Raw genomic sequence first — 26405 nt, forward strand, 5'->3', positions numbered from 1 at the left:
CAGCACGGCGGGTGGCGCGTTCACCGCCGATCTGGTTGATGCGAACGGCGATGCCAGCATCACGGCAGGTTCGGTTGCGGCCAAGGTGGTCGATGCGACTGGCGATATCACTGTAACCAGCGCGGGCGCGGTTCAGGCCAATACGCTGACGGCGGGCGGCAACGTGACCGTCAAGGGCGTCGGCGCGGGCCATGCGGCATCGCTGGCGGCGATTGGCGGCACGACGGGTGCGGCGATCACGGCCACGGCGGGCGCGATCAGCGTGAAGGCGGGCGCGATCAACGTCGCTTCGGCAACGTCTGGCACCAGCACCACGCTGGACGCTACGGTTGCAGGCGGCACGATTGCAGTCGGCAATGTCGATGCGGGCACGAGCTATTCGGCACTGGCCGATGGCAACATCGAACTAGGCCGTGCGGGGGCGAAGACGCAGACGGCGGGCGGTGCGGTTCTGATCGACAGCGCCACCGGATCAATCAGCGAAGGCACGACAGGCGTTACGCTGACCTCCAACGATGATGGAACGGGTGCAGAGACGCTTACGCTTGATGCGGGCAATGCCATTGCGCTGGGCAATACTGTTCTGTTCGGCGGGACAAACAAGCAGTCGGCCGTTTCGACCACTTCGGGGGCGGACACCACGCTTGGCACGGTCAATTCTGCCGCCTTTACGGCCAATGCCGGAACGAACTTCACTGCGCGCAAGGCGATCACCGCTGCCGGTAACACAGCGATCACTGCAGGCGGGGCTGTAACGCTCGATACGGTCGCCGCCGAAGGTGCCGGCCACGATATCACGGTGACCGCACCGGGCGCGGTTACTGCGGTTTCGTTGGTCGCGGCGCGTGGCGTGACAGTTGGTGGCACGGGCGGCGGCAACGCCGCATCGTTTACCGCGCCCACCGTTACCGCAACCGCAGGCGCAATTTCTGTCAAGGCGGGTGCGACCGACATCGACGCGGCGGTATCGGGCACCGACACTACGGTTTCGGGTACGACGGCCAAGCTCGGAACGGTTTCTGCCGGCGGCAACTATACCGTCAGCACCACGGGCGATATCACGCTGGGCAAGGCTGGTCTGCTGACGCAGCAAGCCAAGGGCGCCGTTAGCCTGACATCTTCGTCGGGCAAGATCCAGCAAGGCGTTAACGGCCTGCAACTGACTGGGAACAGCGACGATAGCCTGGGCGAGGTGGTATCGCTTATCGCGTCCGAGATTGCGCTTGGCGGGGCGACGGTAAATGGCGGTGCCAACAAGCAATCGCTGGTTACGCTCAAATCGACCGGTGCGACCACAGTCGACAAGGTCAATGCCACGGCGCTCGCTGCCACCGCGGGCACGACCTTTACCGCCAACGGCCTGATCGAGACAGCCAACAACGCAGGCGTTACGGCAGGCGGTGCGGTCACGCTCGACACGGTGCGGGCGCTTGGCACCGGCAGCCTGATCACGGTCTCCACACCGGGGGCGGTCACGGCGGGCACGCTTTTGGCGGGGCAGGATGTGCAGGTAGGGGGCGCGATTGATGGCTCTGCTGCATCCTTCACTGCCGCTACGGTTACCGCGACGGCAGGGTCGATCACTGTGAAGGCCGGCGCGACCGATATCGGTAGCGCCACGTCCGGGCTGGATACGAGCGTGACCGGTACAACCGCGACGCTCGGCACAGTCTCTGCCGGTCGCGACTACACAGTGGCTACGACCGGCGTGATCACGCTGGGCAAGTCGGCTGGCCAATCGCAGTCCGCGAAGGGTGCGGTTAGCCTGATCAGCAGCGGTGGTGCGATCCAGCAGGGCGCGAACGGCCTGACGCTGACCGCAAACAGCGATGGTACGGTGACCGGTGCCGAAACGCTGACGCTGAATGCCAAGACGGGCATTGCCCTTGCCGGTGCTACGCTGAACGGTGGTTCGGCCAAGCAATCGGCAGTATCGCTGACATCGGGCACCGACACGCTGGTCGGGTCGGTCCTTGGTGCATCGCTTGCGGCGAATGCCGGTGGAGCGTTCGAAGCGCGCGGCGCAATCGATGTCGTGACCGATGCCGCGATCACTGCGGTCGGGGCGATCACGCTGAACGATACCGTAAAGGCGGGCAACGCGGTCAATCTCAAGGCCAGCAATGCGACGATCGGCGCGGATGTTACAGCCAAGACGATCACCGTGTTCAATTCTGGCGCGGCAAGCGGCAAACTGGCTATTGGCGATGGCGTGACCACCACGGCAGCCGATTTCGCCCTGTCGCGTGCCGAAGCTGCCCGCCTCAAGGCCAGCAATACGCTTACGCTCGGCTCCGATGCTGCGCACAATGTCGAAATTGGCGGCGTCGCGTTCAGTGTGCCCAAGACGGTGGTCGTACCGACTTCGGCCAAGCGGGTCGACGTGACCGGGCGTGTCGTGTTCGATGGTGATACCACGCTCAAGCTGGGTAGCAGCGGGACGACGATCATTCAGGTGTCCACCACCAAGGGCGGATCGATCGCCAGCGATGGCGGTGTGCTTGAACTGTCGGCGGCCAACATCGTTTCGGGCGCTGACGACTTTGCCGCCGATCTTTCGGCGGTGACCGGAAGCGCATCGAGCACGGGTTCGCGCGATGCGGCCTTTGCGATGAACATCAACCCCGGCAGCAAGCTCTACAGCCCGACCGCGATCACGAATGAAACGATGATCGATGTGGGATCGATGAAGGTTACCTTCAGCGGGTTTGCCATGTTCCAGAACACGGGAACCAGTTTGGTGGGCACGGGCGTTGCCTTGGGCAACGGCAATGCCACTGCGATTGCGCTGGATATCGCCAACACTTCGACGCAGCCGGTGTTCGCGGCGTTCGGGTCGATCAATGGCATCATCAACGCGGCCACTGCGCTGCTCGGCAACCCGCCGCTGGCGCACTATGACAATGTGAGCGCATCGCGCATCAACGGTTGCGTCATCGGTGGCGGTAACTGCCAATCGGTGCAGAACCTGACGCCTTCGTTGAATGCCCTCGACAATATCCGAACCACGATCTTCACCGTGAAGCCAGACTTCCAGGTGCCGTTCGATCCGCTGGTCGGCACCAATAACGATGCCCTGTTCGACGACGTTGGCTCGTTCGGGCTGGGTGAACTTCCGATGACTCCAATCGAATGCAGCGACCCGAACGGGGTTTGCGAAGAACAGAAGAAGGGTGGCAACTGATGAAGCGCGCGTTCCTCGCCTCGCTGTCTGTGATGGCGCTTGCGGTTTCCGCATCACCGGCTGCTGCCAAGCCCGCGGAATTGCCTGACCAGCTTGAACTTGGCCGTACCGGTCCCGGCGATCCCTGCGTGGCCACGCCCTTCTGGAAGGAAGATGCGTTCAAGGGTAGCTATACCTTTACCTGCCGTGGTTCGAGCGCGAACCGCTTCCTCGGCATCGTCCGTTCGGTCCGCGAAGCAGCCATCGCACCGGTCGATAGTTTGCTGGATTGTGGGCCGGGCATGGCAGTGACGATCCCTGGTATCGGTGCTGCCACGGCACGGCGCTGCTTTGACAAACTGCTGGGGCAGGAAACGATCGAAACCCGGTTTGCACGCGATGGCCGGATCTATACGTCGAGTGCGGTGCCGTTGGCACAAGGTCCGGCGGAAGAGGCGTTGCGCTTCATTTCCGGCGCGGCTGCGCCCAATCAGGATCGTGCCCGCAAAACGACCGCTGCGGTGGAAGTGGGCGTGCTTGCCCCCTCGCCTGCGGTGCAGAGCACTACGGCTGGCGCGGTGGCCAACGCCGAAGATGCATTGCAGCAGGGCTTGCGGCTTGTGCGGCAGGGCCTTCATCTTGATGCCGCGCGCATCGTCAGTGACGCGCTGGCGCGTTTGCCGGCTGATGCCGCCCCTGCCACGCGGATCGACCTGCTTCTGCTGGCCGGGCTTGCAGATTCCAACTTGCGCTTCTTTGAATCCGCCGATGATTACTTTGGCCGCGCCAATGGGCTTCTGGCCCAGAACGCCGGTATTCCCGGAGCAGACGTATTGCAGATGAAGAGCCGCAACTATGCGGCGCTGCATCTGATCAACAAACGCGAGTTCACGGTTGCGGCATCGGCGCTCGATATTGGCAGCATGACTGCTGCTTCGGAAGACCAGCCTCTGCTCGATACGCGTAAGGTACAGGCGTTGAACGAAGCCCCGGCCACGGGCAGCCCCGGATCGGCATTGGCATCGGCATGGGACAACCGCACACGTACCCAGTTGGTGATCGATGCGCAGGCGGCATGGGCGCGCAGCGTGGCGTTGCTCGGCCAGAACCGGCCTGAAGAAGCGGCGGCAGCGCTTGGTCTGGCCGATGCAAGTTTTGATGCCTTGCGCCGACAGCCGATTCCGCAGCAGCAATTGCTGTGGCTTGCGGCGCGTATCGAACGCCAGCGCGCGCGTATGCAATTGCGCGGGGGTGATCGTACCGGTGCGCTGGCTTCGCTCGACAAGGCCATCGGTTATTTGCGACTAGCCGAGGACGCGGGCGATAACGGTCCTGCCTTGGCCCAAGTCCAGCTTGAACGCGCTGCCGTGCTTTCGGGCGGGGGCGCTTCGAGTGAGGAAGTGCTGGCACAATTCGATGAGGCGGTGACCAGCCTGATTTCGGCAGATGCCGATACGGGCGGCCTGCCCACGCAAACGCGCAGCTATCTGGATGCCCTGGTCAACGATGCGGCACGGCGGCCTGATGGCACTTCGCCCGAACGCTTCTTCCGCGCTTTGCAGGCAGCGGCAACGCCGGCAATCGCCCGGCAGTTCGTGCAATTGCAATCGCTTATTGCGTCCGACCCGGCGCTTGCCGCCAAAGTGCAGGACCGTCAGGAAGTTGAACGCGAAATCAACAAGCTGCGGTTTGAAATCGCTTCGGGCGGGGACTCTGCCAAGATTCAGGCGCTTGAGGCGCGGCGCACCGAACTGGAAAGCCGGTCTTTTGCATTGCAGAACGAACTGGCCGCGAACGGTTCGTTCCGGCAGGTCGTTGATACGCCCGCTTCTGTCGGTGAAATTCGCGCAGTGCTGAAGCCGGGCGAGGGTTACCTCAAGCTAAGCAAGGTCGGTGGTTACATCTTCGGCGCGCTGATCGATGCGGATGGGACGCGCATCTACCGCGTGGCGCGGCCTGCGGTGGAAGTCGATCCGCTGATCAAGTCCGTGCGCACCACCATTACCGGTGGTGATGACAAGGTTCCGATCTTCTCGGTGGCTGGGGCCAACGCGCTCTACAAGCTGCTCATGGGGCCGGCGGCAAGCCGTATCAGCGGCTATTCATCGATGGTGATAGACGGGTCTGGGGTGCTCGACACGCTGCCGGTGGGCGTGCTGGTGACAGATGACGCTTCGACTGCGGCATTTGCCAAATCGCGTCGCAAGGATCCTTACAACTACACCGGCGTTGGCTTCCTTGCCCGCAAGATGTCGTTGTCGACCGCGCTTTCGCCGCGTTCGCTGATCGTTTCGCGCAATCTGGCACCGTCGAAGGCGCCTTATCCGTTCATCGGTTTTGCGCAGCATCAGCCGATGCCGCTTGAGGCCAATGTTGGCGGGACGATGGTCAGCATTGGCACCAATTGCGAGGTCGAGCTGTCAAAGGTGGCCGAACTCAGCCGCATGGTGCAGCCAATCGATGCGATCGAATTGAAAGAAGCCAGCGCGGCGCTGGGCGTGCCCAATGCGCCCGAAGTGATCGGGGCTGAATTCACCGATACCAACGTGCGCAGCCGCACCGATCTTGACCAGTTCCAGGTGCTGCACTTTGCCACGCACGGGCTGACCGAAGGCCAGTGGGCCTGCTCGAAGGCTCCGCCAGCGCTGGTGACCAGCGTGGGCGAGGCCAATTCGGACGGCATCCTGTCGTTTGATGAAGTGGCGCAACTGCGGCTTGATGCCAACCTTGTGGTGCTTTCTGCTTGTGACACATCGGCAGGCGTGACCAGCACGGCGGCGCGTGCGGCAGGACAGGAGCAGGTTGGAGCCTCGCTTGACGGTTTGGTTCGCGCGTTCTTGGCAGCTCGTGCACAGGCCGTGCTTTCCACCTATTGGCCCATTTCGGACGCCGGTGAGAGCGTGCAACTGATCACGGATTTCTATGGAAATGCCCGTGAGGGCACGATTGGCGGAGCGTTGCAGAAGGCGCAGGTTTCGCTGATGTCGAGCCGTGACAGTTCGCACCCGCTTTATTGGGGCGCTTTCGTGCTGATCGGTGATGCGCAGAAGCCCTTGTTGAGCGGCGCTGCAAAGATGGCGGTAGATCAGCAAGCAGTGCCTTCTGTTGCGATGGCCGAAGTCGGCACGGCGAGTTCGCGTTGATGACGGGCAGCGCCGGGTTCGCCCGGCGCTGGGACCGCTTCAAAGTCGCGGCAATCGCTCATCTGCCTGCTATCCTGCTGCCGCAAAGCCCGGTAGGCTGTGGCCGCTCTGCGAATATCGGCGTGTGGATGTGATCTTCCGCACGACAATCGCGGGGGTTGCGGTCAAGGATCGAAGCTATGGGTAAACCTGCTGCGCGCATCACCGATATGCACACGTGTCCGATGGTTTCGGGCACGGTGCCGCATGTGGGTGGGCCAATACTGCCGCCTGCCGCGATAAGGGTGCTGACGGGCAACCTTCCGCAAGCACGCATTGGCGACAAGGCGGTCTGCGTAGGACCACCCGATGTTATCGCGTTGGGAGCATTCACCGTTCTGGTGCAAGGCAGCCCGGCCGCCCGCATGGGCGACATGACCGCGCATGGCGGCGTGATTGTGGTAGGATTGCCCACGGTGCTGATCGGGGACGCAGGCAGCGCCAGCCTTGGTGGATTGACGCAGGCACTGGTCAATCTTCCGATAGGGCTGGAAGGCGATGGCACCGCGCCTGCGGATATGGCCAAGGCCATGATCAACGCTGCCAAGGAAGGTCTGCCGTTCTGCGAACAGTGCAGCAAAGCGCAGATCGGGTAGGCTCAGGCCAATGACTGCTGCCTGGTATGCCGTTATCGATTGCGCGCAAGACCCGCGTCTTGTCGATCTTGTTCGCTCCTGTCGCGATCATCTGTGCCTGTTCAAAGGACGCAATCTCGATCCGCAATTGCTGGGGGCATCGCCCTGGCTGGTGCGCATCGATTCTGCAGAACCTCTGCTTGGCGTGTGGCAGCAGCATGGACACGGGGCGAGCTGGGGGCTGATGATCCTCACCGATATGCCGATGGAACGGCTGCATCGCCACTTGCGCCGTTTCTTGCAGGCCAAGCTGCCCGATGGCATGATCGTGCTGTTCCGATACTACGACCCGCGCGTGTTCAACACCTATATCCGCGCTGCCACGCCGGAAGAGCGTGCGCCGTGGTTCGATGGCGTGCAACAGTTCTCGGTGGAAAGTGCGGGCGGCACGGCGATGCATCATTACCGGCTGGTCGAGGGAGGGCTGTTCGATGGCGCAAACCGGATTGGCTGAAGCAGGAACCCCTGTCTGGCGGGGGTGGCTCGCAATTGGTGTGGGGCTGCTGGCTTCGTGGAGCTGGGTGCTGATCGTTGTCACGTTCGCCCCGGATATCTTCGGGGGCGAAGCAATGCCGGGCGTCTATGCCGCTTATACGCTGACGATTTATGTGCCGCTGCTGCCAATCGCGCTGCTGGCCGGGTGGATCGGCGGCACCAAAGTGCTGGCAACCGGCAAACATCCGCTGCGCTGGGCTTTGGCCGGACTGGTTATCGGAGCGGCGGGTTTGAGCGTCGCGCTGGGAATGAGCTGGCTGAACGGCACGGCCATCACCGGCAGCGCGGCAACTGGGCTGACCGGACTGGTGATGATGGGCGTTGCGCTGACGTTGGTGCAATCGACGATGGAGGAAGTGCTGTTCCGAGGCTGGTTGCAGAACGCCGTGTCGGAACGGTTGGGGCAGATCGCAGGCGTTCTGGGCGGTGCGGTGCTGTTCGCGGGCTTCCATCTGGTAGGCGGCGCGCGTCAGCCATTGACGCTGACGTTCATTACGCTGGCTGGCGTGCTGTTTGGCCTGCTGGCTCTGCGCAGTGGGGGCGTTCTGGCACCGATTGCTGCCCATGCGGCGTGGAACGTTACCGAGGATTCCATCTTTGGTCTGGTGCCTAACCCCGGCAACGAACTGCTAGGATCGATCATGGACTTCGATCTTGTCGGCAATCCGCTGTGGGGCGGTAACGAGGAAGGCTTGAACGCCAGTTTGGGAGCGGTGTTGGTGATAATCGCCGCGATTCTGCCGTTGCTGGTGGGCCGCCGTCCTGCGCCCGCTGGCGTGCCAGCCTGAACAGGGTTTTAGAGCGTGCGCTGGCTTCGCGCCATGTCGATCCGGTCGCGCTCTTTGAGGAAGGCTTGCAGCGCCGTGCCTTCCATGCGCTTTCGGCTCGCCTCGTCCACGGGAATGCTGAGCGGGTCAACCCGTTCGCCATCGATATGGACCTCGTAATGCAGGTGCGGCCCGGTGGAGCGCCCCGTTGTGCCGACATCACCGATGCGCTGGCCCTGCGTTACGCGCACGCCTGCTGCGATGCCGGGGGCAAAGACGTTCTGGTGCAGATAATAGGTTTGCCAGCCGTTGTCGTGGCGCAGGATGGTGAGGTTGCCGTTAGCGCCTTTCATGGCGGCAAATTCGATCGTGCCATCGGCAGCAGCATAGATCGGCGTACCGGTGGGGGCGGCAAAATCAGTCCCGCCGTGCAGCTTGTTGTAGTGCAGCACGGGGTGGAAGCGCATTCCGAACTTGGATGTGATGCGCGCGCCGTCCACAGGGGTGCGCATCAGACCACGCTTTGTGGTCGCACCATTGCCATCGAACCATCCCGCATCTTCGCCGGGTGGTTGGAAACGATAGAGCGCGAGGCTCTTTTTGGGTGTAGTCAACTGCGCGTAGAGCAGCTTGGGCTGGCCCACCGGCTCTCCATCGGCGTTGACTTCCTGATCGTAGGCGACTTCGAATACGTCGCCGGGGCTGACTTCGGAGGCGAGGTTGAAGTCATACGAGAAGGCGTTGATGAAATCGGGGATCAACGTGTCGATCAATCCAGCGGATACCGCCGACGTATAGAAACTCTCGCTGTCGATCTCGCCGCGCAGAACCTCGATCTTGCGGCTGACATCGGCGGCGAGCGGGGTGACGGAGAACGTGCCGTCTGCCGCGCGGGCAAGGATCACGCCCGAACCGTTGATGTGGACGGCGCGCAACTGCTGCAACAATGCGCCACCTTCGCCCGGCAGCAGGACAATGATCGCGTGAATTTCGCCCACGCTGGCCAGATGCGGCGCTGCAGCCGCAGCGGCGGCAGACGCATCGTCCGCACGCACGCCCGCTTCGATCAGCGCGCCGGCAAGTTGGCCCGGTCCGGCGAGATTGATCGCGCGCTCCTGCGCATTGCTGGGCGCGGCGCTTGCGGCAGAGGGGCTGGCCGATGGCGCAATGATCGGGTCTACCGCTGTCAGCCAAGCGCTTATCGCACCTGCACCAAGGACAAGCACCGAACCGGCGATGGCAAATGCAAGGCGGCGGTGCGGCGCAGGGCGCTGAGCGGTGCTTTTGTGCCCGGTATCGGTGTGTGTGGTATGAGAAGGGGCAGCATTCGGGGCAGTGTGCTGCGGCTCGGCAACTTCGCGCCAGAACGCACCGATGCCTTCGCCCGATTCCTGTTTCTGAACAGGAGGGGGGGAATGCCGCCCATTACCGGCGACCCATTGTTTCGGATCGAAAGAATCTTCGTCCATCGCAAATCTCGCCTCAGAAGCGGGAGCAGTCGCCGTGAAATATTCGTGTCTGGCTATAACCACGCTTTTGCGAAGGGTGAAGGTGTGCTTAACAGTAATCTGCTGATTATCGGGGGAGCGGATGTCGTTCGGAAGTCGTGTAGCCTGGCGTGAAGGGCAATTTCTTCGGCCACAGCACTTCCAGCAGGCCGATCGTGCGCTGTTGTGGCAGTTGCGCGCTCGTTCGGATTCGCTGCGCCCTTATCCGTGGGGGTTGACCGAGGTTGAGGTTGACGAGGATCTTGCAGCAATCGGCAAGTTCACGCTGGTGCGTGCCAAAGGCGTCATGCCTGATGGCACGCCGTTCTCCATCCCCGATGACATGGCGCCGCCGCCGCCGCTTGATGTGCCGGTCGATACGCGCGATGCGATTGTCTATCTGACGTTGCCCGCAGCACAGGCTGGCGCGCAGGAGTTTGATGAGGCGGACGGGGCCGGGCCAGACATTCGCTTTCTGGTGGAAGAAAGCGAGATTGCCGACTGCTTTTCGCAGGATCGCAGTCAGGAACCGATTGAGGTGGCGCGGCCCAACCTGCGGCTCGGCGTGACGCGCGATCAGACATATGGCCGTATCCTGTGCGGGCTGGGCCAGATTCGTGAAATGCAGGGCAAGAAGGTCATGTTTGATGACCGATATATTCCGCCGTTGCTCGACATCCGTGGCTCGCGTCCATTGCGGCACGGACTGGTGGATATTCTGGGGCGGTGCGAACAGCGCGCGGACGAACTGGCGCTTCGCGCGGTAGAGGCGACTGACGGCGGGGCCGAAACTTTTGCCAGCTTCCTGCTGTTGCAGGCGCTCAATCGTTGGATTCCGGTGCTGCGCCATCTGGAGGCGCTGCCGATGGTTCACCCTGAACGGATGTATCAGGAACTGGCCAGCCTTGCTGGCGAAATTGCCACGCTGGTCAAGCCGGAGCGGAAGGCTCCACCGCTGCCGGCCTATGAGCATGAGAACCTGCGCGGCACGTTCGAACCGCTGTTCGATCTGTTGCAGTCGATGCTTTCGGCTGTGTTTGATCGGTCGGCGGTGCAATTACCGCTTGAACCTATGGGGCCGGGGGCGTGGACGTCAACGATTACCGACCGCAATCTTTACCAGCATGGCTATTTCTACCTTGCCGTGCGCGCTGCGGCTTCGGTTGACGAAGTGCGGCAGATGTTCCCGGCTGTGGCCAAGATCGGCGCGGTCGAAAAGATGCGCCAGATCGTCGATTCCGCGCTGCCGGGTGTGCCTTTGCGGCACACGCCGACGCCGCCTTCGCAGCTTCGCGTGTTGCCGGGCTTCGTCTATTTTGAACTGGATCGCGGTGTGGGCGACTGGCGCGATTTCGCCACCGCTACTGCGCTCGGCTTGCATGTTGCGGGCGACTGGCCGCAGTTGCGGATGGAACTGTGGTGCGTGAAGAGGGCGGCGCGGTGAGCGTGGCGCGGGCTTGGTCGATGGAGCGTTTGGCATGAGCGGAGATGGTTCTTCCGACAACGGCAATCGCACGGTCTTTCGGCCATCGCCGCTTGCCGGGATGCGCGGCGGCGCACCGGCGCAGCCTTCGCCCACAACGCAACCGCCGGTTGGTGGGGGGGCATGGGGCGCGCCGCCACCGATGGCACAGTCGCCAATGCCGCCGCAAGCACAGCCGTCCGGTTTTGGCGCTCCGCCCGCCGGATTTGGTGAACCGCCGCCGTCTTTCGCCGCACCGCAGCCGACGATGGGCGGAGATCGCCGTCTCAATGACGATGACATTCCCGTCCCTTCACGGCCGCGCGATACGCGCAGTCCACTAGTGATAGAGGCGGGCACCGTGCTGGCGCTGGCCGCTTCGGTGCGATCTGGCCGTGCGCGGATTGCTTTGCCCGATTTTCACCGCGAAGCGATGGAGGCAGTTGCCGCCTATGACCGGGCGATTGCGCCGCTTTATCCCGAAGAAACGCGAATGCGCGCCCGCTATGCCATCTGCGCGACGATTGACGATATTGCCCAAAACCTGCCGGGTGTGGGCGGCGATGGCGCGGAATGGGCGCGGCGCAGCCTTGTCGTCAGCTTCTTCCGCGAGAACATCGGGGGCGATCGTTTCTGGCAACTGGTCGACGATCTGCTCGCCCGGCCCGGCCAGAATGCCGAACTGATAGAGCTCTACGCCGATTGCCTTGCTGCGGGGTTCGAAGGTCGCTTCCGCGTGATGCCTGATGGCAAGGCACGTCTGCAACAGATCCTGACGAGCCTCTATGGCGCGCTGGAACACCCCCGCTCGCTTTCGCAGATGGAAATCGCGCCGATGTGGCGTGGAGCCGATGCGCCACTGCGCAAGATCAGCCCCTGGAGCAAGATCGCGCTCGCTGCGGCTGCTGCACTGGCGGTTTTGCTGGCGATCTACATCGTGCTGCGGCTGCTGCTGATGACGGCGGGATCGGACTCGTTGAAAAGCGCGAAGGCATTGATGCCGCAAGAGAACCTGCGTCTCTCGCGCATGGGGGCGGCTCCCCCGCCCGCTGCGGAAAGCGACCAGTTGATCAGGATGCGCAAGTTCCTTGAACCTGAAGTACGCCAGAACCTCGTTGTGGTCGAAGAAGACGGCAGTACCGTGCGCGTGCGCACGACGGTCGGCCAGTTGTTCGAGTCCGGCTCCGACCAGCTTGAACCGGGCCGCGCCGATCTGTTCGAACGTATTGGCCGCGCGGTAGAGGCCGAACCGGGGCAGGTGACGGTTGAGGGGCATTCGGACTCCGACCAGATCAGTGGTCTGGCCTTCCCCGATAATACCGCGCTTTCGCAGGCGCGCGCGCAGGCCGTGGCCGGCATTCTTGGCTCGGTTCTGACCAATCCGGGGCGCATTTCGGTGCAAGGATTTGGCGACAGCCGTCCGATTGCCGATAATGGCTCCGCCGAAGGCAAGGCGCTTAACCGCCGTGTCGAAGTCATCATTCCGCGTCAGCGCTAATCGAAAGAGGCGACGCCTGTGAAGAAGTTTTTCGGCAACTGGTGGGTCTTGAGTGGCCTGGTCGTGCTATTCCTCGTGCTGGTGTTCTGCATCGGCCTGCCGATTTTCGTGCGTATGTTGTCGCCCTGGTGGGTGCGGCTGTTGCTACTGGCGGTTATTGTGGTTCCGTGGTGCGTGCTGGGCTGGCAGCGCGTGCGCAAGGCGCGCAAGGCCGCAGCGGCGATTGCGGCGGAGCTTTCCGCTCCGGCACCGGGCGATGCCGAAGGGCAGGCCGTTGCGGCGCGCATGGCAGAGGCGCTGGCCTCGCTGCGTTCCGGTTCGGGCAACCGGCGTGATTATCTTTATAACCGCCCGTGGTACGTGATCATCGGCCCGCCGGGAGCGGGTAAGACCACCGCGCTGCTCAATTCCGGCCTGCGCTTCCCGCTGTCCGACCAATCGTTCAAGGGCGTTGGCGGCACGCGCAATCTGGATTTCTGGTTCGCTGATGAAGCCGTGATGGTCGATACGGCGGGCCGCTACACCACGCAGGATTCGGATCAGGCCGCAGATGCCAAGGGCTGGACTAGCTTTCTCAGTTTGATGAAACGGCACCGCCCGCTCTCGCCGGTAAATGGTGTGATTGTGGCGATTGGAGTGGACGAACTGCTGCAGGCAGACCGTGCGGGGCTGGATCGCCACGCCGCGCTGGTGCGCCGCCGTTTGACAGAAGTGCGGTCGACGTTGGAAGTTTCGGTGCCGGTCTATCTGCTGCTGACCAAGGCCGATCTGATCGCGGGTTTCAGCGAATTTTACGATGATCTCGACGTGGAAGGCCGCCGTGCCGTTCTCGGTGCTACTCTTCCGGTCGAGGTGAAAAAACCCACCAGCGACGATGTGGTTGGCGCTTTCGACGCCGTGATTGCGGCGCAGCAGGCCCGGCAGGCCAAGCGCCTGTTCGAGGAAGTGGACCAAGCCCGGCGCAGCCTGATCCTCGGTTTCCCGGCGCAACTGGGTGCGTTGCGCAACCGCATGGCGCGCTTTATCGATGGCGCGTTTCTTTCGGGCGATCAGCCTGCGGGCACGTTGCGCGGGTTCTATTTCACCAGCGGCGTCCAGCAGGGCGCACCACTTGACCGCATTCTGGCAGGCGTTGCCGAAAGCTATCAGAGCGCAACGCGCGCCTCTGGCGGTTCGGGCCGTACCTATTTCCTTAACCGCGTGCTGACCGAAGTTGTGTTTGGAGAAGCAGGGCTGGTCGAGGCTGATCCCGCCGCCCGCCGCCGCCAGCAGGCGCGGACCACGGCAGGCGTGATCGGCGTGGCTGCTGCTGCTGCGGTCGTCGTAGCTCTGTGGGGCGTCAGTTTCTGGCAGAACCGGTCGTTCCAGTCGGCGCTTGGCCAGTCATCGGCACAGGCCGCGACGCTTATCCAGCAGACCGGCGTCGATCTGGTGGAAGTGCGCGATACCGATCCCGATCTTGAACAGGCGTTGATCACGCTGCGCGCGCTGCGCACCCTGCCGCAGGGTTATGCCGAACAGGCCGCTGGCGAACCGGGCCTGTTCAAGCGCTTCGGTCTTTACCAGTCGAGCCATGCCGATGCGGCGGTCGAAGCTTATCGCGCAGGCCTGCGTCGTATTCTTCTGCCCCGCCTGTTGCTGCGTGCAGAGCAATACATGGCGGCCAATTCTGCCGATCCGATGGCGATCTATCAGCCGCTAAAGGTTTACCTGATGCTGGGCGGGCAGGGACCGCTTGATCCCGGCACGGTCAAATCGTGGGTAGAGGGCGATTGGCTGAACGAACAGTTCCCCGGTGCAGACCGGGCACCGGTGCGCAAGGAGCTGAGTGAACACCTCGCCGCGCTGCTGGAAGATCAGGGCATGTCTTCCGATTGGGCCGGGCGCAAGGCTCCGCTCGATGGCACGGCTATCGCTTCGGCCCGCGCGGCTTTGCAGACGCTGAGCTTGGCCGATCGCGCCTATGCCGTGCTGCGCCAAAAGGCGCTGGCCGGGGTCGAGCAACCGTGGCGGGCAAGTGCTGCGATTTCTGCGGGCGATGCGCAGGCTTTTGCCAACGGGGCCGAAGTCATGCTGCTGGAAGTGCCCTATTTCTACACCCGCGAGGGGTACGAAAAGGCCTATCTGCCGGGTTTGGTGACTGTGGCGGGCGATTTGCAGAAAGATCTTTGGGTCTTGGGCGAGGGCGCTGAAACAGCAGGCGTTCAGGCACAGGTCGAACAAATCCGCCCCGGCGTCGCCGCGCTTTATGCCCGCGATTATATCGAGGCATGGGAGCGGGTTGCGACTCTGCCCACGCCCGGCAACCTGTTCGGTGATCCGGCGGTTCTGGGCGCTTTCGCCAAATCGCCATCGCCGCTGAAGGTGCTGCTGATCGAACTGCGCAAGAACACCAGCTTTGCAGGGGGCGCAAAGGCTTTGGGCGACATGGCCAATGCCAAGATCGAATCCTCGCGCTTCGGCAAACTGGCGCAGGCGGCGGCAGCTTCTGCGGCAGGGCCGCAGGTTGATGCGGCAACGGCCATCACCTCGCACTTCAAGCCGGTTCACGACTATGTGGGTGACGGTAAGGCCCCTGCTCCAATCGATGATTTCGTGGGCGCGATCAAGAAAGCGGGCGAGGCGATCAATTCGGCCAAGCTAGCGGGCGGCGGCATGGGGGCTGACGCGGTGCAAAGCCAGATGGCGATGGCACTGGGGGCCGTAGCCACCAGCGCGGGCGGTGCGCCACCGCAATTGCAGAACTTCGTAGCAGCGGCCACCAGCGGCGGTTCAACCGCCACTACGGCGGCGGCGCAAGGTGCGCTTAGCGATGCCTACGCCCAGTCGGTCTTTCCCGATTGCCAGCTTGCCACGCAGGACCGCTACCCTTTTGTCGGAACCGCCGTGGCCGACGCTTCGCTGGCTGATGTCCAGCGGATCTTTGGCCTCGGCGGTACGCTGGACAGCTTCATTCAAGGGCGGATCGTGCCGCTGCTGGATCTGACCGGGCCGGTCTGGCGCTGGAACGCACAAAGTCCGCAGACGGCCACGCTCAATCCTTCCACGCCGGAAGAGTTCGTCAAGGCGCGGCAACTGCGCGATATTCTGGCGGGTGGGTTGAATGTGAAGGTTGAGGCCAAGGCCTTTGGTGCGGGCGTCGATGCCGTGGAAATGGTTGTCGGCAATACACGCTATAATTTCGAACGTGGCTCGTTGGGCACGCAAAAGCCGCTGGCGTGGTCACCGCAGGGCAATTTGCCGGTCGCTTCGGTTGCCCTGATGTCTGGCGGGGCGAAAGTGGGTGGGGTGGAAACCGAAGGCCCTTGGGCGCTGTTTCGCCTTATGGATGCCGCGCGCAAGGAGAACGCCGGTCCGCTGGCTGTGCTGGCAACGTTCGGTTCAGGCGCGCAGACGGCGGTATTCAAGATCAGCCTGCCCAACGATCGTAATCCGTTCGGGCGGGGCGGGCTGTGGAGCTTCCGATGCCCGACGGTGCTGTGATCCGCTACCTTTTTGGAAAGCTTCCGGCGCACGGTGATTTCGTTTCGCGCGGATTGGATACTTCCGTACGTGACGAGCTAGACCGCTGGCTGACCGCAGAGATGGAGAGGGCGCAAGCCGTGTGGGAAGGCGCTTTCGACTGGCGTTATGAGGCGGCGCCGGTCTGGCATTTTGTCGACGAGGATGGCAATGGCGGTTGGAGCGGGGGCATACTTTGCGCTTCGGCAGACCGGGTGGGGCGGCGGTTTCCGCTGATATTTGCTGCATCTGCGCCCGATTGCGCTGCGGCAGTTTCGCTTTCGGCAGGGTGCCTCGTGCTGGTCGGGCAGGGCTTTGCAGAAGGGTGGGACGCTGATTGCATGGTGGAGGCTCCGCTTGCGCCGGAAAGCCTGCCGTGGCAGCCGAAAGGTGCGTCATGGGCGCTGGTCGGAGAGGATGGACCTGTGGTGGAATATCAAGGTAGGACTCCGACAGGGGTGATCGAGCGGATGCTGGAGATGGCCGCATGACCAATACGTTCCGCATCGAGGACAACGCGCTGAGCCATGTGGGCAAAGTGCGCAGCCAGAACGAAGACAGTCACTTCACCGATCCTGAAGCGGGTGTGTGGCTGGTGGCGGATGGCATGGGTGGCCACACCAATGGCAAGTTGGCGTCAGAAGCGCTGGCCGCCGCAGTTGGTGCGGTTCGCGTGCCCGACGCCCTTGATGCCGCTTGCACCGTGGTGGCCAACGCGATCCATTCGGCCAACACCGCGATCTTCGGCCATGCACAGGAAGCCGGGGTGCAGATGGGATCGACAGTCGTAGCGCTGGTGGTGCGCGGCGATGAATTCGCGGTCCTCTGGGCCGGCGACAGCAGGGCCTACCTGCACCGTGATGGCCAGTTGATCCAGCTTACGCGCGATCACACCCAAGTGCAGGAAATGGTCGATCGCGGCCTGCTCGATCCGGCGGATGTCGAAGATCATCCGATGAAGCACGTGCTTTCGCGCGCCGTCGGCGTGCAGGATACGCTGGAGATCGATGCCATCCGCGATCAATTGCAGACCCGCGATCTGTTCCTGCTGTGCAGCGACGGTCTTTACGGCGTTGTCGGAGAAGCGGAAATCGCCCGGATCGTGACCGAACGCGGCATTGCCGCTGGCGAAGATTTGATTGAGGCCAGTCTGGCCGGTGGAGCGCCGGACAATATCACAGTCGCGCTGGTAAGCGTGACCGAACCCACCCTGCTGGTCCTGAACGGAGCGTCATCGTGAGCGAGAACAACGGCCAAGGCAGCGACGACGAACCGCGCACTGTCTTCAATCCGCAGCCAGCGCCGGGGCAGGAACAGGCACCGCCCGCTGGAAATGCCACGGGCAGCGGGTGGGGCAGTCCGCCGCAGGAACCGTCCGCGCCAGAACCGCAGCAGACATCTGCTGCACCGCTTGCAGAAACCGAGTTTCCGGGGATGACGTCGTTCCCCGCAACCGGCGCGGGCGAACCGCGCGAGGTGCGCGAAGGTGACGTGCTCAATCACATGTACCAGGTACGCCGCTTCATCGCGCGGGGCGGCATGGGGCAGGTGTTCGAAGGCGTCAACATCAACAACGAGGACGAACGTGTTGCGATCAAGGTGATCCTGCCACACCTTGCCCGCGATCCCAATGTGCTGGCGATGTTCCGCAAGGAAGCGCGCACGCTCACCCGGCTCAGCCATCCGGCGCTGGTGCAGTACCGCACGCTGGCGATGGAACCGCAGTTGGGCGTGTTCTACATCGTCACCGAATACATCGACGGGCGCAACCTGTCGGACGTGCTTTCGACGACAGAGGCAAGCCCGGCGCAACTGGTGTCGTTGATTCGCACGCTGGCTGAAGGGCTGGCTGTGGCGCATTCGCTGGGCGCGATCCACCGCGACATTTCGCCCGACAACATTATGCTCGAAGGCGGCAGGCTCGAACGGGCCAAGGTTATCGATTTTGGCATTGCGAAGGATCTTGATGGCGGCAGCCAGACCATCGTTGGCGATGGTTTTGCCGGCAAGCTGAACTATGTCGCACCCGAACAGCTTGGCGATTTCGGGCGGCAGGTGGGATCTTGGACCGACGTTTACAGCCTTGGCCTGACCATCCTTGCGCTGATCAACAAGCGCGACGTGAATATGGGCGGGTCTCTGGTCGATGCGGTGGACAAGCGCCGTGCTGGGCCAGACCTTTCGCCGGTCCCCGCGCAAGTGCGCCCCGTTCTGGAAGGGATGCTCAAGCCCAATCCGGCGGACCGCCTGCGCACGATGGAAGACGTGATCGCGGCTCTTGGCGCCGGTGCGGCAACTGCCAGCGTTGCGCCGCCACCACCGCCGCCCAAGGCCGCGAAAGCTCCACCCAAGCCCAAGCCTGCGACAACCGGTGCGAGCGACGAGGGCAAGCAGCGCAAGATGCTGATTGGTGCCGGTGTGGCCGGTGCCGTGGTGCTGCTTGGCGGTCTTGGCTATGCGCTGTCATCCGGCGGTGGAGATGAAACTCCCAATGCTGCTGCGTCGGTTGCAGGTGCGCCGGTGCCGACGGGTGATCCGCTGAAGACCGCGCAGGCTGTGCTTGATGGAGGGCTGGCATCCGTTTCATGCTCGTGGCTCGACGTCAGCGACCTGCAGGTGCAGGGCAGCGACGTTGCGCTGGCGGTGAAGGGCGTCGCTGGGCGTCCGGTCGAAGCACAGAACGAGATCGGCAAGCTGCTGTCAGCCAAGGGCCTGCGCGCGGCGTCCATCGATTTCAGCGATGTGTCGCAGATCAGTCCCAACGATTGTGGCCCGATCGAAGCATTCCGCCAAATCCGGGCGAAGGGCGCGTCGCATCTGTCTGTGCCGCAGGTAAAGTGGGAACTTGCGCCGCTTCCTGCCGATGACCCGGACGCAGGAAAGCTCGGTGCGCCCGTCGTGCTCAACATCGATCTGAATGGCGTTGCAGGCGATATCGCGGTCGTCGGGCTGGAAGATAGCGGGCAGATGACGTTCGAACCCCGTTTGGATCGGGCGGCGCTGGAGCCGGTAAAGGTTTCCCCGGACGTCTATCGCTTTCCGATCACCACCACGCATCCGGGCTGGACCGGTGTATTCCTGCTCTATGGCAAGGGGCCGTTCGACCAGAGCCTGCTGAACGGTTCTACCGGTTCTAGAGGTGGTGATTGGGCGCAGCGCTTCCTTGCCGAGGCGCGGTCGAAAGGCTGGCAGGCCGATACGGTGTGGTACAAGACCGTCAACGACAGACCAGACTGAGCGCCGGAACAGCGTTGAGCGCGGATTTTATCGCCGTGCTCAACGCTGGCGGGCAATTTCCTCGTAGGCGCGGCGGAATTCCTTGGCGAACATTTCCATGAACGCCTCGTCAGACCCTTGCGCAACGCCGCTGAATTCGCGTTCATAGGCGGCCCACAGCGCAGCTTCACGCGCGCCGGGCAGGATGCGTGAAAGGATGCCACCCTGCTCGGCGCGGGCGCGGATGGCGCGGGGACTGAACCGGTCGAGCGTGGACCTTAGCGCGCCCTGCATGGCCTTCAGCGTGGCCATCTGGTGCGCCTGAAGGTCTTTGAAGGCATCCTCAACCGCGCGCTCGCTGTCCATGAAGCCGCGCTGCGGGCTGTTCAGAAGCTGTTCGAGCGCCTGTTCGGGCGTGCGCGCGAACTTGAGCGGATTGTTGCCGTCAAATTCAAGGCTGGTGCCCTGCGCGCCAAGCTGGCTCTTCGCCCGCGCGCGCGCTTCGAGCATCACCACCATGCCCGCCACAAGGCGGCGCAGCAGGTTTCCGGCCATGCCCAACGTCTGTGCCTCACCCGCCTGCAACCTGTCAGCATTGACGCCTGCGGATTGGGCGAGCGTTGCCAGTCCCGCCCCTTGTGGCGCTGCGGGTGGAGGCGCAGCTATCGGCGCTGGCGATGCAGCCGCAACCGGTGCAGGTGCCGGAGCAGCCATCGGAGGGGGAGGTGCCGCAGGAGGCGGTGGCGTGAAAGCAGGCGTAGCGGGTTGTGCTGTGCCGCCAAAGCCGCCCCGCGCCCAATCGACCACATTGGATTGCGCGAACTTGCCCCAGATATCGTCTGCAGCAGGCGGCGGGGGAGCCGCAATCGGGCTTGACCAGTCGGACGCGGGCGTAAGCGGCGCTTGCGCGGGGGCGCCCCATGTGGAAGGCCCGCTGCCGTCTGAAGAAGACGTCGGCGCGCCCCAACCCGAGGCAGGCGGCGGCGCGGCGGCGGATGCGGACGGACCCCAACCTGACGAGGGCGGCTCCGCCTGTGGTGCAACCGGTGAAGGCGCTGCGGGCGGCGGTGGTGGCGCTCCCCAACCGCCCGGCGAGGACGCCGCTGTCGGCGGTGCGGCCCAGCTTTGCGACATTGGACCGGTGCCGGAAATTGCGGAGCCAGCCGGACGCGCGTCCCAGCTTGATGCTTGTGCTGCGGGTGCTGACGCCTCGTTGCCGGAAGTCCAGCCTTTCCAGTTTGTCGGCGCGGGGTCGCTGTTACGTTCGGCAGCAAGGGCGGCGGAAGCATCGTCCAGAGCGGCGACGATTTCGAACGGCCCCACGCGGAACACATCACCTTGCGAAATGGGGTGGGGGCCAGCCAGCCGGGCTTGTTGCCCATCGACGAACGTGCCGTTGGTGCTGTGATCGATCAGTTCGTAACCGCCGCCAGAAAAGCGCACTTCGCAATGGCGCGACGAAACGTGCAGCGATGGATCGGGCAGGCACCAGTCCGATGTTGCGGCTCGCCCGATCAGCGCGCCACGGCGGTCAAGCACCAGCGACAGCGGTGAACCGTTGTCCAGCCGGTCGGCATTGCGGATGGTAAGAGTCAAAGGCACGCGGATGGACTAGCTTCTCAGGTTCGAAATGTCATCATGCACCGCAACGCCGCGAAAAGGGTGTAGCGCGATCAGGCCCCGGCAAGAACGCTTTCCCCGATTTGCAAACTTGCTGCAATCGCGCCTGATGGATCCTTGCCGGTAAAAGCAGCAGTAAGCACGGCGGCGGCCGCCAGCTTGGCACAGACATCGGGTTGTGGCTGGATCGCGGGCAGGTCTTCTTCGGATATGGAACCTCCCGACAGGAAAATCGCTTTGCACAGCAGCGCCTGCGGGGTTTCGTCGTCCAGCGTTTCGCCAAGATCGGCAGCGGCGCGGCGCAGCCCATCCGAAGGATTGTCGATCCAGCGCAGGGCAGCAACCATCGCCGGGTCCGCCCGGTCAAGCCCCTGTTCGATCAATGCGCGCACCGCCCAGACCACGCATTCATAGCGAGGCATGGCATGGGCAAGGAAGTTCACCGCATAGGCGGCCTTGCCAGCTTCGCGTAGGCTGGCGAACCAAACTGACGGAGCCATTCCCCGCGCTTCTTCAGGAACTTCGCGCGGGTTCACGCTGGCCGCAAGCTGCGCAGCATCGGTCCAGGTAGATAGTTTCCAGTCACCCATCAGTTGATCTTCACCAGTCCGCCCTTGGCGGTGAGAATGCCCGAAGCCTCAACCGTGGTCATGGCCGACCCCAGTTTGGCCGTGGCCATGCCTTCCATTTTCAGCGTGGTCGTCGAAATCTTGATCGAGGTCTGGTCAAGCGTGATCGTGCTGCCGCCGACCGACAGCGTAATCTTGTTGGCAGCGCTTATATCGATCGAATCACCCGCCTTGATCGTGATCTTCTTGGTCACATCCAGCGTATCGTTGGACTTGATCTCAACCTTGCGATCCTTGTGGACCGTGATCGTTTCGGTGCCTTTGACCTCTTCCTTGCGGTTGCCCTCGATCAGGATTTCCTCGTTCTTGCCAACCCGCTCCTTGCGGTTTTTGCCGACGCTGATTTCCACATCACGGCCCACCTTGTGCGTCTCGTTGTGGCGCACGCGGGTGTTCATGTCGCGTTCGGCGTGCAGGAACACTTCCTCCTTGCCGGTTGCATCTTCAAAGCGAAGCTCGTTGGCACCCGGCGCTTTGGTATCCAAATCTTCCGCTTCCGGCAGGGCATCGCCGGCAGTGCGTTTATAGGTTTTGGTGCGCCATAGCGCGCGGGTCTTGTTATCAGGCAGCTTGTAGACCGGCATGTGGCTGGCGTTGAACACCCGGCCCACGATGATCGGACGATCCGGGTTGCCATTGATGAAATCAACCAGAACTTCGTGCCCGATGCGCGGAATGATGATGTTGCCAAGGCCACCGGTCTGCGACACGCGGATCCAGCAGCTCGATTTGTCATCGAGCTTGCCTTCGCGGTCCCAGAAGAACTGAACCTTGATCCGCCCGAATTCGTCGACGTGGATTTCTTCGCCTTTTGGCCCGGTCACGACGGCGGTTTCGGGGCCGCGTGCCGTGGGGCGGGGCGTGGTCATTGGTGCGCGAAAGTTCACGTCGTGCGGGATCGTGGTGAATTCCACGAACGTCTGGCTGGCCGCCCCGCCCGACCGGTATTGCTCGTTCGCCAGTGTGGTGCGGCAGCGAACGATAAGGTATTTGCGGTTGAAGCGTTCAATTGCGTGGCCCTTCAACTGAAGGTGATACCCCGTCTCGATACCGGCGAATGTGCTGGTCCCCTCATAGCGCAACCTTTGTGCGCGGCGGCTTTCTAGCACCACCGTGCTAAGAGTTTGTCCCGCCGACTCTTGATAATAACGGCCTGGCCAGTTGTAGACCTCGATCTCGTCCAGCGGATGCGCGCATTTGTCGCTCGCTTCGGCCTGACGGGCACGAGTCGGTTCCTTGAAATCATAGTCGCGCATGGTCACGCGCGCTTCGCCACCGGTCGATGCGCGTTCGTGCCACGATTGCACGAACAGACCTGCGGTGCCGCCGCGACTCGTGGAATCGGCCATTGCCGCTGAATCTGACACGGGATTGTAGGTCATCGGCCCCACCGGCATCGGCACATGGCAGCCTGGTTTATCGCAGATCGTCATCGTATGGGCCGATGCGCTGTGCTGATAGAAGTAGTAGAGGCCCTCTTCTTCCATCAGGCGCGAGACGAAATCGAAATCGCTTTCGCCATATTGCACGCAATAGGCCAGTTGCCGCGTTCCACCCGAAGCCTTGACTTCAAACGCCATGCCGCATTCGCCCAGCACCGACTTGATGATCTCGATAACGGGCTTGCTCTGGAAAATGCGGAAATTGCTGCCTTGATCGTGCAACTGGCCTGCCGGGGCCAGTACCAAACGGTAAACGAATCCCGCGCCGTTGATTTCCTCGACATATTCCGCATCCACCACGATGCCGTGGAAATAGCGCAGCAACTGGCCGTCCAGCTTGCTTTCGATAGAAGCGGGCTTGCCCAGATTAGGCAGGAGTTCGATCTCGTCGAGCGAGAGCACTTCGAGCGTGATCGAGAAATGTTGGCTCAGCGCCTCGAAAGCATCAAGGCGCACGAGTTTCAATTGTTCGGAGCCGTTTCCAAGCCGCAGGGCCAGGGCGGTCTGCCGCGTCGGGCTGTCAGCCAAATCAGTTCCCCTTGCAGGAAGTCCCGGCAATCATGCCGAACCGATGCAACCCGTGTGCTTTTTCTTTGCCATCTCGTCTGTGACTGTCGTCACCGCTACCAGAACGACACCCTGTTATGAAGCACCTATTCCGCCGGATAAGGGGGAAGCTGAAAGTTCGCGATCCGATGCAACGATTGGCGGCCAGATTGTCCCGAAGCGGCACTGATGGCCCAGTTGGCGCAACAGTAGCGAGCAACAAAGCAGGAATCGTTTGCGGCGTTGGTTGATGACCTGTAAGAATATCGGAAAATATTAACCACAGGCGTCGCGAGAACAATGACCGGCAGTGCCGGGGCGGGCATCAGGCCCGCGGAAAGAGGTGCGCTATGGTATTCAAGATGATTGCATCGGGCATTCTGATCACGATCCCGACCATCGCTACGGCTCAGGCCGGCCCTGTCGCAGAAAAGTCGGACGCGCAGATCGTTTGCGAACTGACCAGCGATTGCGACGCCTTCAACCAGGAACTCGCAACCCGCGATCAGGGCGAAAAGCGCGCACTGCGCTTTGATATCCCGCAGGGTGCAAAGAAGAAGGTCGTGCCGCCTGCGCCGGGCTATTCCGCGCCGAAGCCGCGTACCGTTGCAGTTGCTGCGGCCAAGCCGCGTATTGCTGCGCCCGTCGCGCAGTCTCAGGCTGGTCGGTCTACGCTTTCGATCAACTTCGCATCGGGTTCAGCGGCGATTGCTCCGGGCAGCCGCGCTCAGGCCCAGATGCTTGCGACCGCGCTGAAGGCGCCGTCGGCAGCGGCGAAGCGTTTCATCGTTGGCGGCCATACCGATTCGGTCGGCGGACGTGAATACAACCTCGAACTGTCGAAGCGCCGCGCTGAGGCTCTGGTCCAGTTCCTTGTCGACAATGGCGTTGAACGCTCGCGTCTTCAGCCTGAAGGCTATGGCTTCGACAAGCCTGTTGCGGGCATGAGCGCCAAGGCCGCTGCAAATCGTCGCGTAGAGATCGTGAAGATCGACTGACACAGACGGTTGGCGGGGGCTTGACCGAATGACACTTGATATCGCGGCTCTGGTTGCGCCTCTTTCTGATGAGGCGCCATCAGGCCCCGACTTGTCCTACGATGATCTCCGCATGGAGATTGAGAGCGCATTCGAGCGGCCGGTCAGCGAAGACGGCGGTGAATCGGACGTCGATTGGCGCAAGGTCATTGACCAGATCATCGCACAGGGTGCGCAAACGCGCGATATCTGGCTGCCGGTCTATCTGATTCGCGCGGCAACCTTCGCACGTCGGTTCGATCTGCTGGGCGAAGCTGCCGAATGGCTGGCGACGTTGCTTGAGGAACGTTGGGCTGATCTGCATCCGCAGCTCGACGAATATGGCTTTATCGGGCGCAAGGCACCTTGCGAATCGCTTACGCGCATCAGCGATTTTCTCGCGCCTCTGTCGCGCGTGCCGCTGATGGAGCACCCCCGTTTTGGCCGCTTTACTGGCGACGATATCGAACGTTTCGCTGAACAAGGAGCCTCGGCTGACGGCTACGGCCCGTTCCGTGCCACGATAGAGGCGACCGATGCCAATGCGATCACTGCGCTGGTCGATCGGTTCGATGCGCTGCGCAACGCTTTTCGCCGGATCGATGGCGTGCTTACCGTCAATGCCGAAGGTGACACGGCCACCAATTTCAAGCCAACTTATGAAAAGCTTGATCGCTATCGCAATGCGCTGTCGGCTGTGTTGCCCGAACAGGCATCCGTCGAAGCGGTGGATACAGGTAGTGCGGGCGATGCTGACGATTGGGGCAGCAGCAGTTCGTCAGGCACTGCTCCAGCGGCAATTATGCCATCCGGCCCGGCTTTTTCCGGCAGCATCCGCAATCGCGATGATGTGGTGCGGGCGCTCGATGCGATCTGCGCGTATTATACCGCGATGGAGCCGGGCAGCCCCGTCCCGCTATTGCTTCAGCGCGCGCGCGAATGGACAGGCCTTGATTTCATGACCGTGCTGCAAGACCTTGCACCGGGCGGAGTCGATGAGGCGACGCGGGTTCTACATTCGCGACGCACCGCGGCCCCTGCGGCAGAAGCGGCGGTTGAGACCGGATCATGGGGTGGTGAAACGCAGACGTCTTCGGAATGGTGATTTTCGCCACTTACCGGATGGCGTGAGGCAGTGCAGGAATACGGTAGGCAACGTGCCGCAAGGACGACCAGACCGGCAATGGAGGCGTAAATGGCGAAGAGTGGTCAGCGGTTTATCAAGGAAAACAGGGCGCCTCGTGTTCACATCGAGTATGAGGTTGAAACCTTCGGCTCGAAGCAGAAGGTCGAACTGCCTTTCGTCATGGGCGTCATGTCCGATCTTTCTGGCAAGAGTCTGGTCGAGAAGAAGTCGCTCAACGATCGCGATTTCCTTGAATTCGATATGGACAACTTCGATCAGCGCATGGCCGCAATTGCGCCGCGCGCCGCGTTCAACGTGGACAACACGCTGACCGGCGAAGGCAAGCTTGCCGTCGATCTCACGTTCAAGACGATGGAAGACTTCTCGCCCGGTGCCATCGCCAAGTCGGTGCCCGCGCTGGCGCAACTGCTCGAAGCGCGCGAACAGCTCAACGATCTCATGCTCTACATGGACGGCAAGGACGGCGCACAGGATCTGCTCGACCAGTTGCTCAAGGATCCCACGCTGATGAAAGCGATGTCGGCTGCGGGCAAGGGGCCGGCCGCTGATGGTTCGGGCAGCGAAGGCTGATCGCGGGCAACGGACGGTTGATGGAATTT

The 26405-nt window shown here is 62.6% G+C and carries 19 protein-coding genes; 15 read left to right on the forward strand and 4 right to left on the reverse strand.

Annotated features, from left to right (window positions below):
- The 6 genes from HGI47_RS17755 to HGI47_RS17775 all read left to right on the forward strand — a co-directional run.
- A partial coding sequence (locus HGI47_RS17755) for a DUF342 domain-containing protein (RefSeq protein ID WP_168854113.1) occupies positions 1-3184 on the forward strand: 3184 nt, incomplete at its 5' end.
- The gene (locus tag HGI47_RS17760) at positions 3184-6306 is read left to right on the forward strand and encodes a CHAT domain-containing protein (RefSeq protein WP_168854114.1); all 3123 of its coding nucleotides are present in this window, start codon (positions 3184-3186) and stop codon (positions 6304-6306) included. The genes HGI47_RS17755 and HGI47_RS17760, both read left to right, overlap by 1 nt.
- Positions 6306-6440, forward strand: a complete 135-nt coding sequence (locus HGI47_RS22930) for a hypothetical protein (protein WP_255460904.1) — start codon at positions 6306-6308, stop codon at positions 6438-6440. The genes HGI47_RS17760 and HGI47_RS22930 overlap by 1 nt, the downstream gene beginning before the upstream one ends.
- Positions 6441-6485: 45 nt before the next feature.
- Entirely contained in the window at positions 6486-6941 is a 456-nt protein-coding gene (locus tag HGI47_RS17765) for a PAAR domain-containing protein (protein ID WP_168854115.1), read from the forward strand.
- Between the two features lie 10 nt (positions 6942-6951).
- Complete coding sequence (locus tag HGI47_RS17770) at positions 6952-7434, forward strand: DUF4123 domain-containing protein (protein ID WP_168854116.1); 483 nt, start codon at positions 6952-6954, stop codon at positions 7432-7434.
- Positions 7412-8263, forward strand: a complete 852-nt coding sequence (locus tag HGI47_RS17775) for a CPBP family intramembrane glutamic endopeptidase (RefSeq protein WP_168854117.1) — start codon at positions 7412-7414, stop codon at positions 8261-8263. Before HGI47_RS17770 ends, HGI47_RS17775 begins: the two co-directional genes overlap by 23 nt.
- An 8-nt stretch (positions 8264-8271) precedes the next feature.
- Here the strand turns inward: HGI47_RS17775 and HGI47_RS17780 are convergent, their stop codons facing one another.
- Positions 8272-9711: a M23 family metallopeptidase gene (locus HGI47_RS17780; RefSeq protein WP_168854118.1), complete on the reverse strand. Its 1440-nt coding sequence runs from the start codon at positions 9709-9711 to the stop codon at positions 8272-8274.
- 121 nt (positions 9712-9832) lie between these two features.
- Between HGI47_RS17780 and tssK the strand changes: the two genes are divergently transcribed.
- Genes tssK through HGI47_RS17810 form a run of 6 tightly spaced genes read left to right on the forward strand, consistent with a single transcriptional unit; the run spans position 9833 to position 19427 of the window.
- Entirely contained in the window at positions 9833-11173 is a 1341-nt protein-coding gene (gene tssK / locus HGI47_RS17785) for a type VI secretion system baseplate subunit TssK (RefSeq protein WP_168854119.1), read from the forward strand.
- Positions 11174-11207: 34 nt separating this feature from the next.
- Positions 11208-12689, forward strand: a complete 1482-nt coding sequence (gene icmH, locus HGI47_RS17790) for a type IVB secretion system protein IcmH/DotU (RefSeq protein ID WP_168854120.1) — start codon at positions 11208-11210, stop codon at positions 12687-12689.
- Between the two features lie 18 nt (positions 12690-12707).
- Positions 12708-16172, forward strand: coding sequence for a type VI secretion system membrane subunit TssM (tssM, locus tag HGI47_RS17795; RefSeq protein WP_168854121.1), 3465 nt, complete (start codon positions 12708-12710; stop codon positions 16170-16172).
- Positions 16154-16681, forward strand: coding sequence for a type VI secretion system-associated protein TagF (gene tagF, locus HGI47_RS17800; protein ID WP_168854122.1), 528 nt, complete (start codon positions 16154-16156; stop codon positions 16679-16681). The genes tssM and tagF overlap by 19 nt, the downstream gene beginning before the upstream one ends.
- On the forward strand, positions 16678-17430 hold the full coding sequence (locus HGI47_RS17805; protein ID WP_168854123.1) for a PP2C family serine/threonine-protein phosphatase: 753 nt from the start codon (positions 16678-16680) through the stop codon (positions 17428-17430). The genes tagF and HGI47_RS17805 overlap by 4 nt, the downstream gene beginning before the upstream one ends.
- Positions 17427-19427 (forward strand): serine/threonine-protein kinase, encoded by a 2001-nt coding sequence (locus HGI47_RS17810; RefSeq protein ID WP_168854124.1) that lies wholly within the window; start codon positions 17427-17429, stop codon positions 19425-19427. Before HGI47_RS17805 ends, HGI47_RS17810 begins: the two co-directional genes overlap by 4 nt.
- A 39-nt stretch (positions 19428-19466) precedes the next feature.
- Here HGI47_RS17810 and tagH read toward each other — a convergent pair whose 3' ends face one another.
- The 3 genes from tagH to HGI47_RS17825 all read right to left on the reverse strand — a co-directional run bounded on the left by tagH (position 19467) and on the right by HGI47_RS17825 (position 23625).
- Positions 19467-21002, reverse strand: a complete 1536-nt coding sequence (gene tagH / locus HGI47_RS17815; protein ID WP_206066272.1) for a type VI secretion system-associated FHA domain protein TagH — start codon at positions 21000-21002, stop codon at positions 19467-19469.
- Positions 21003-21079: 77 nt separating this feature from the next.
- Positions 21080-21616, reverse strand: coding sequence for a hypothetical protein (locus HGI47_RS17820; protein ID WP_168854126.1), 537 nt, complete (start codon positions 21614-21616; stop codon positions 21080-21082).
- Positions 21616-23625 carry a type VI secretion system Vgr family protein gene (locus tag HGI47_RS17825; RefSeq protein WP_168854127.1) on the reverse strand — a complete coding sequence of 670 codons (2010 nt, stop codon included), beginning with the start codon at positions 23623-23625 and terminating at the stop codon, positions 21616-21618. The genes HGI47_RS17820 and HGI47_RS17825 overlap by 1 nt, the downstream gene beginning before the upstream one ends.
- A gap of 368 nt (positions 23626-23993) precedes the next feature.
- On the opposite strand from HGI47_RS17825, the gene HGI47_RS17830 reads away from it, so the two are divergent.
- The 3 genes from HGI47_RS17830 (at position 23994) to tssB (ending at position 26376) form a co-directional block, all read left to right on the forward strand.
- Positions 23994-24641 (forward strand): OmpA family protein, encoded by a 648-nt coding sequence (locus tag HGI47_RS17830; RefSeq protein WP_168854128.1) that lies wholly within the window; start codon positions 23994-23996, stop codon positions 24639-24641.
- A gap of 28 nt (positions 24642-24669) precedes the next feature.
- Positions 24670-25764 (forward strand): ImpA family type VI secretion system protein, encoded by a 1095-nt coding sequence (locus tag HGI47_RS17835; protein ID WP_168854129.1) that lies wholly within the window; start codon positions 24670-24672, stop codon positions 25762-25764.
- Positions 25765-25854: 90 nt separating this feature from the next.
- Entirely contained in the window at positions 25855-26376 is a 522-nt protein-coding gene (gene tssB / locus HGI47_RS17840) for a type VI secretion system contractile sheath small subunit (RefSeq protein ID WP_168854130.1), read from the forward strand.
- The last annotated feature ends 29 nt before the right edge of the window (positions 26377-26405 follow it).

The sequence above is a fragment of the Novosphingobium sp. ERN07 genome, assembly GCF_012641335.1.
GTDB lineage: Bacteria > Pseudomonadota > Alphaproteobacteria > Sphingomonadales > Sphingomonadaceae > Novosphingobium.

Coding starts and splice junctions, on each gene's coding strand:
- HGI47_RS17760 (WP_168854114.1), top strand. CDS start 3,184: ATGAAGCGCGCGTTCCTCGCCTCGCTGTCTGTGATGGCGCTTGCGGTT.
- HGI47_RS22930 (WP_255460904.1), top strand. CDS start 6,306: ATGACGGGCAGCGCCGGGTTCGCCCGGCGCTGGGACCGCTTCAAAGTC.
- HGI47_RS17765 (WP_168854115.1), top strand. CDS start 6,486: ATGGGTAAACCTGCTGCGCGCATCACCGATATGCACACGTGTCCGATG.
- HGI47_RS17770 (WP_168854116.1), top strand. CDS start 6,952: ATGACTGCTGCCTGGTATGCCGTTATCGATTGCGCGCAAGACCCGCGT.
- HGI47_RS17775 (WP_168854117.1), top strand. CDS start 7,412: ATGGCGCAAACCGGATTGGCTGAAGCAGGAACCCCTGTCTGGCGGGGG.
- HGI47_RS17780 (WP_168854118.1), bottom strand. CDS start 9,711: ATGGACGAAGATTCTTTCGATCCGAAACAATGGGTCGCCGGTAATGGG.
- tssK (WP_168854119.1), top strand. CDS start 9,833: ATGTCGTTCGGAAGTCGTGTAGCCTGGCGTGAAGGGCAATTTCTTCGG.
- icmH (WP_168854120.1), top strand. CDS start 11,208: ATGAGCGGAGATGGTTCTTCCGACAACGGCAATCGCACGGTCTTTCGG.
- tagF (WP_168854122.1), top strand. CDS start 16,154: ATGCCCGACGGTGCTGTGATCCGCTACCTTTTTGGAAAGCTTCCGGCG.
- HGI47_RS17805 (WP_168854123.1), top strand. CDS start 16,678: ATGACCAATACGTTCCGCATCGAGGACAACGCGCTGAGCCATGTGGGC.
- HGI47_RS17820 (WP_168854126.1), bottom strand. CDS start 21,616: ATGGGTGACTGGAAACTATCTACCTGGACCGATGCTGCGCAGCTTGCG.
- HGI47_RS17830 (WP_168854128.1), top strand. CDS start 23,994: ATGGTATTCAAGATGATTGCATCGGGCATTCTGATCACGATCCCGACC.
- HGI47_RS17835 (WP_168854129.1), top strand. CDS start 24,670: ATGACACTTGATATCGCGGCTCTGGTTGCGCCTCTTTCTGATGAGGCG.
- tssB (WP_168854130.1), top strand. CDS start 25,855: ATGGCGAAGAGTGGTCAGCGGTTTATCAAGGAAAACAGGGCGCCTCGT.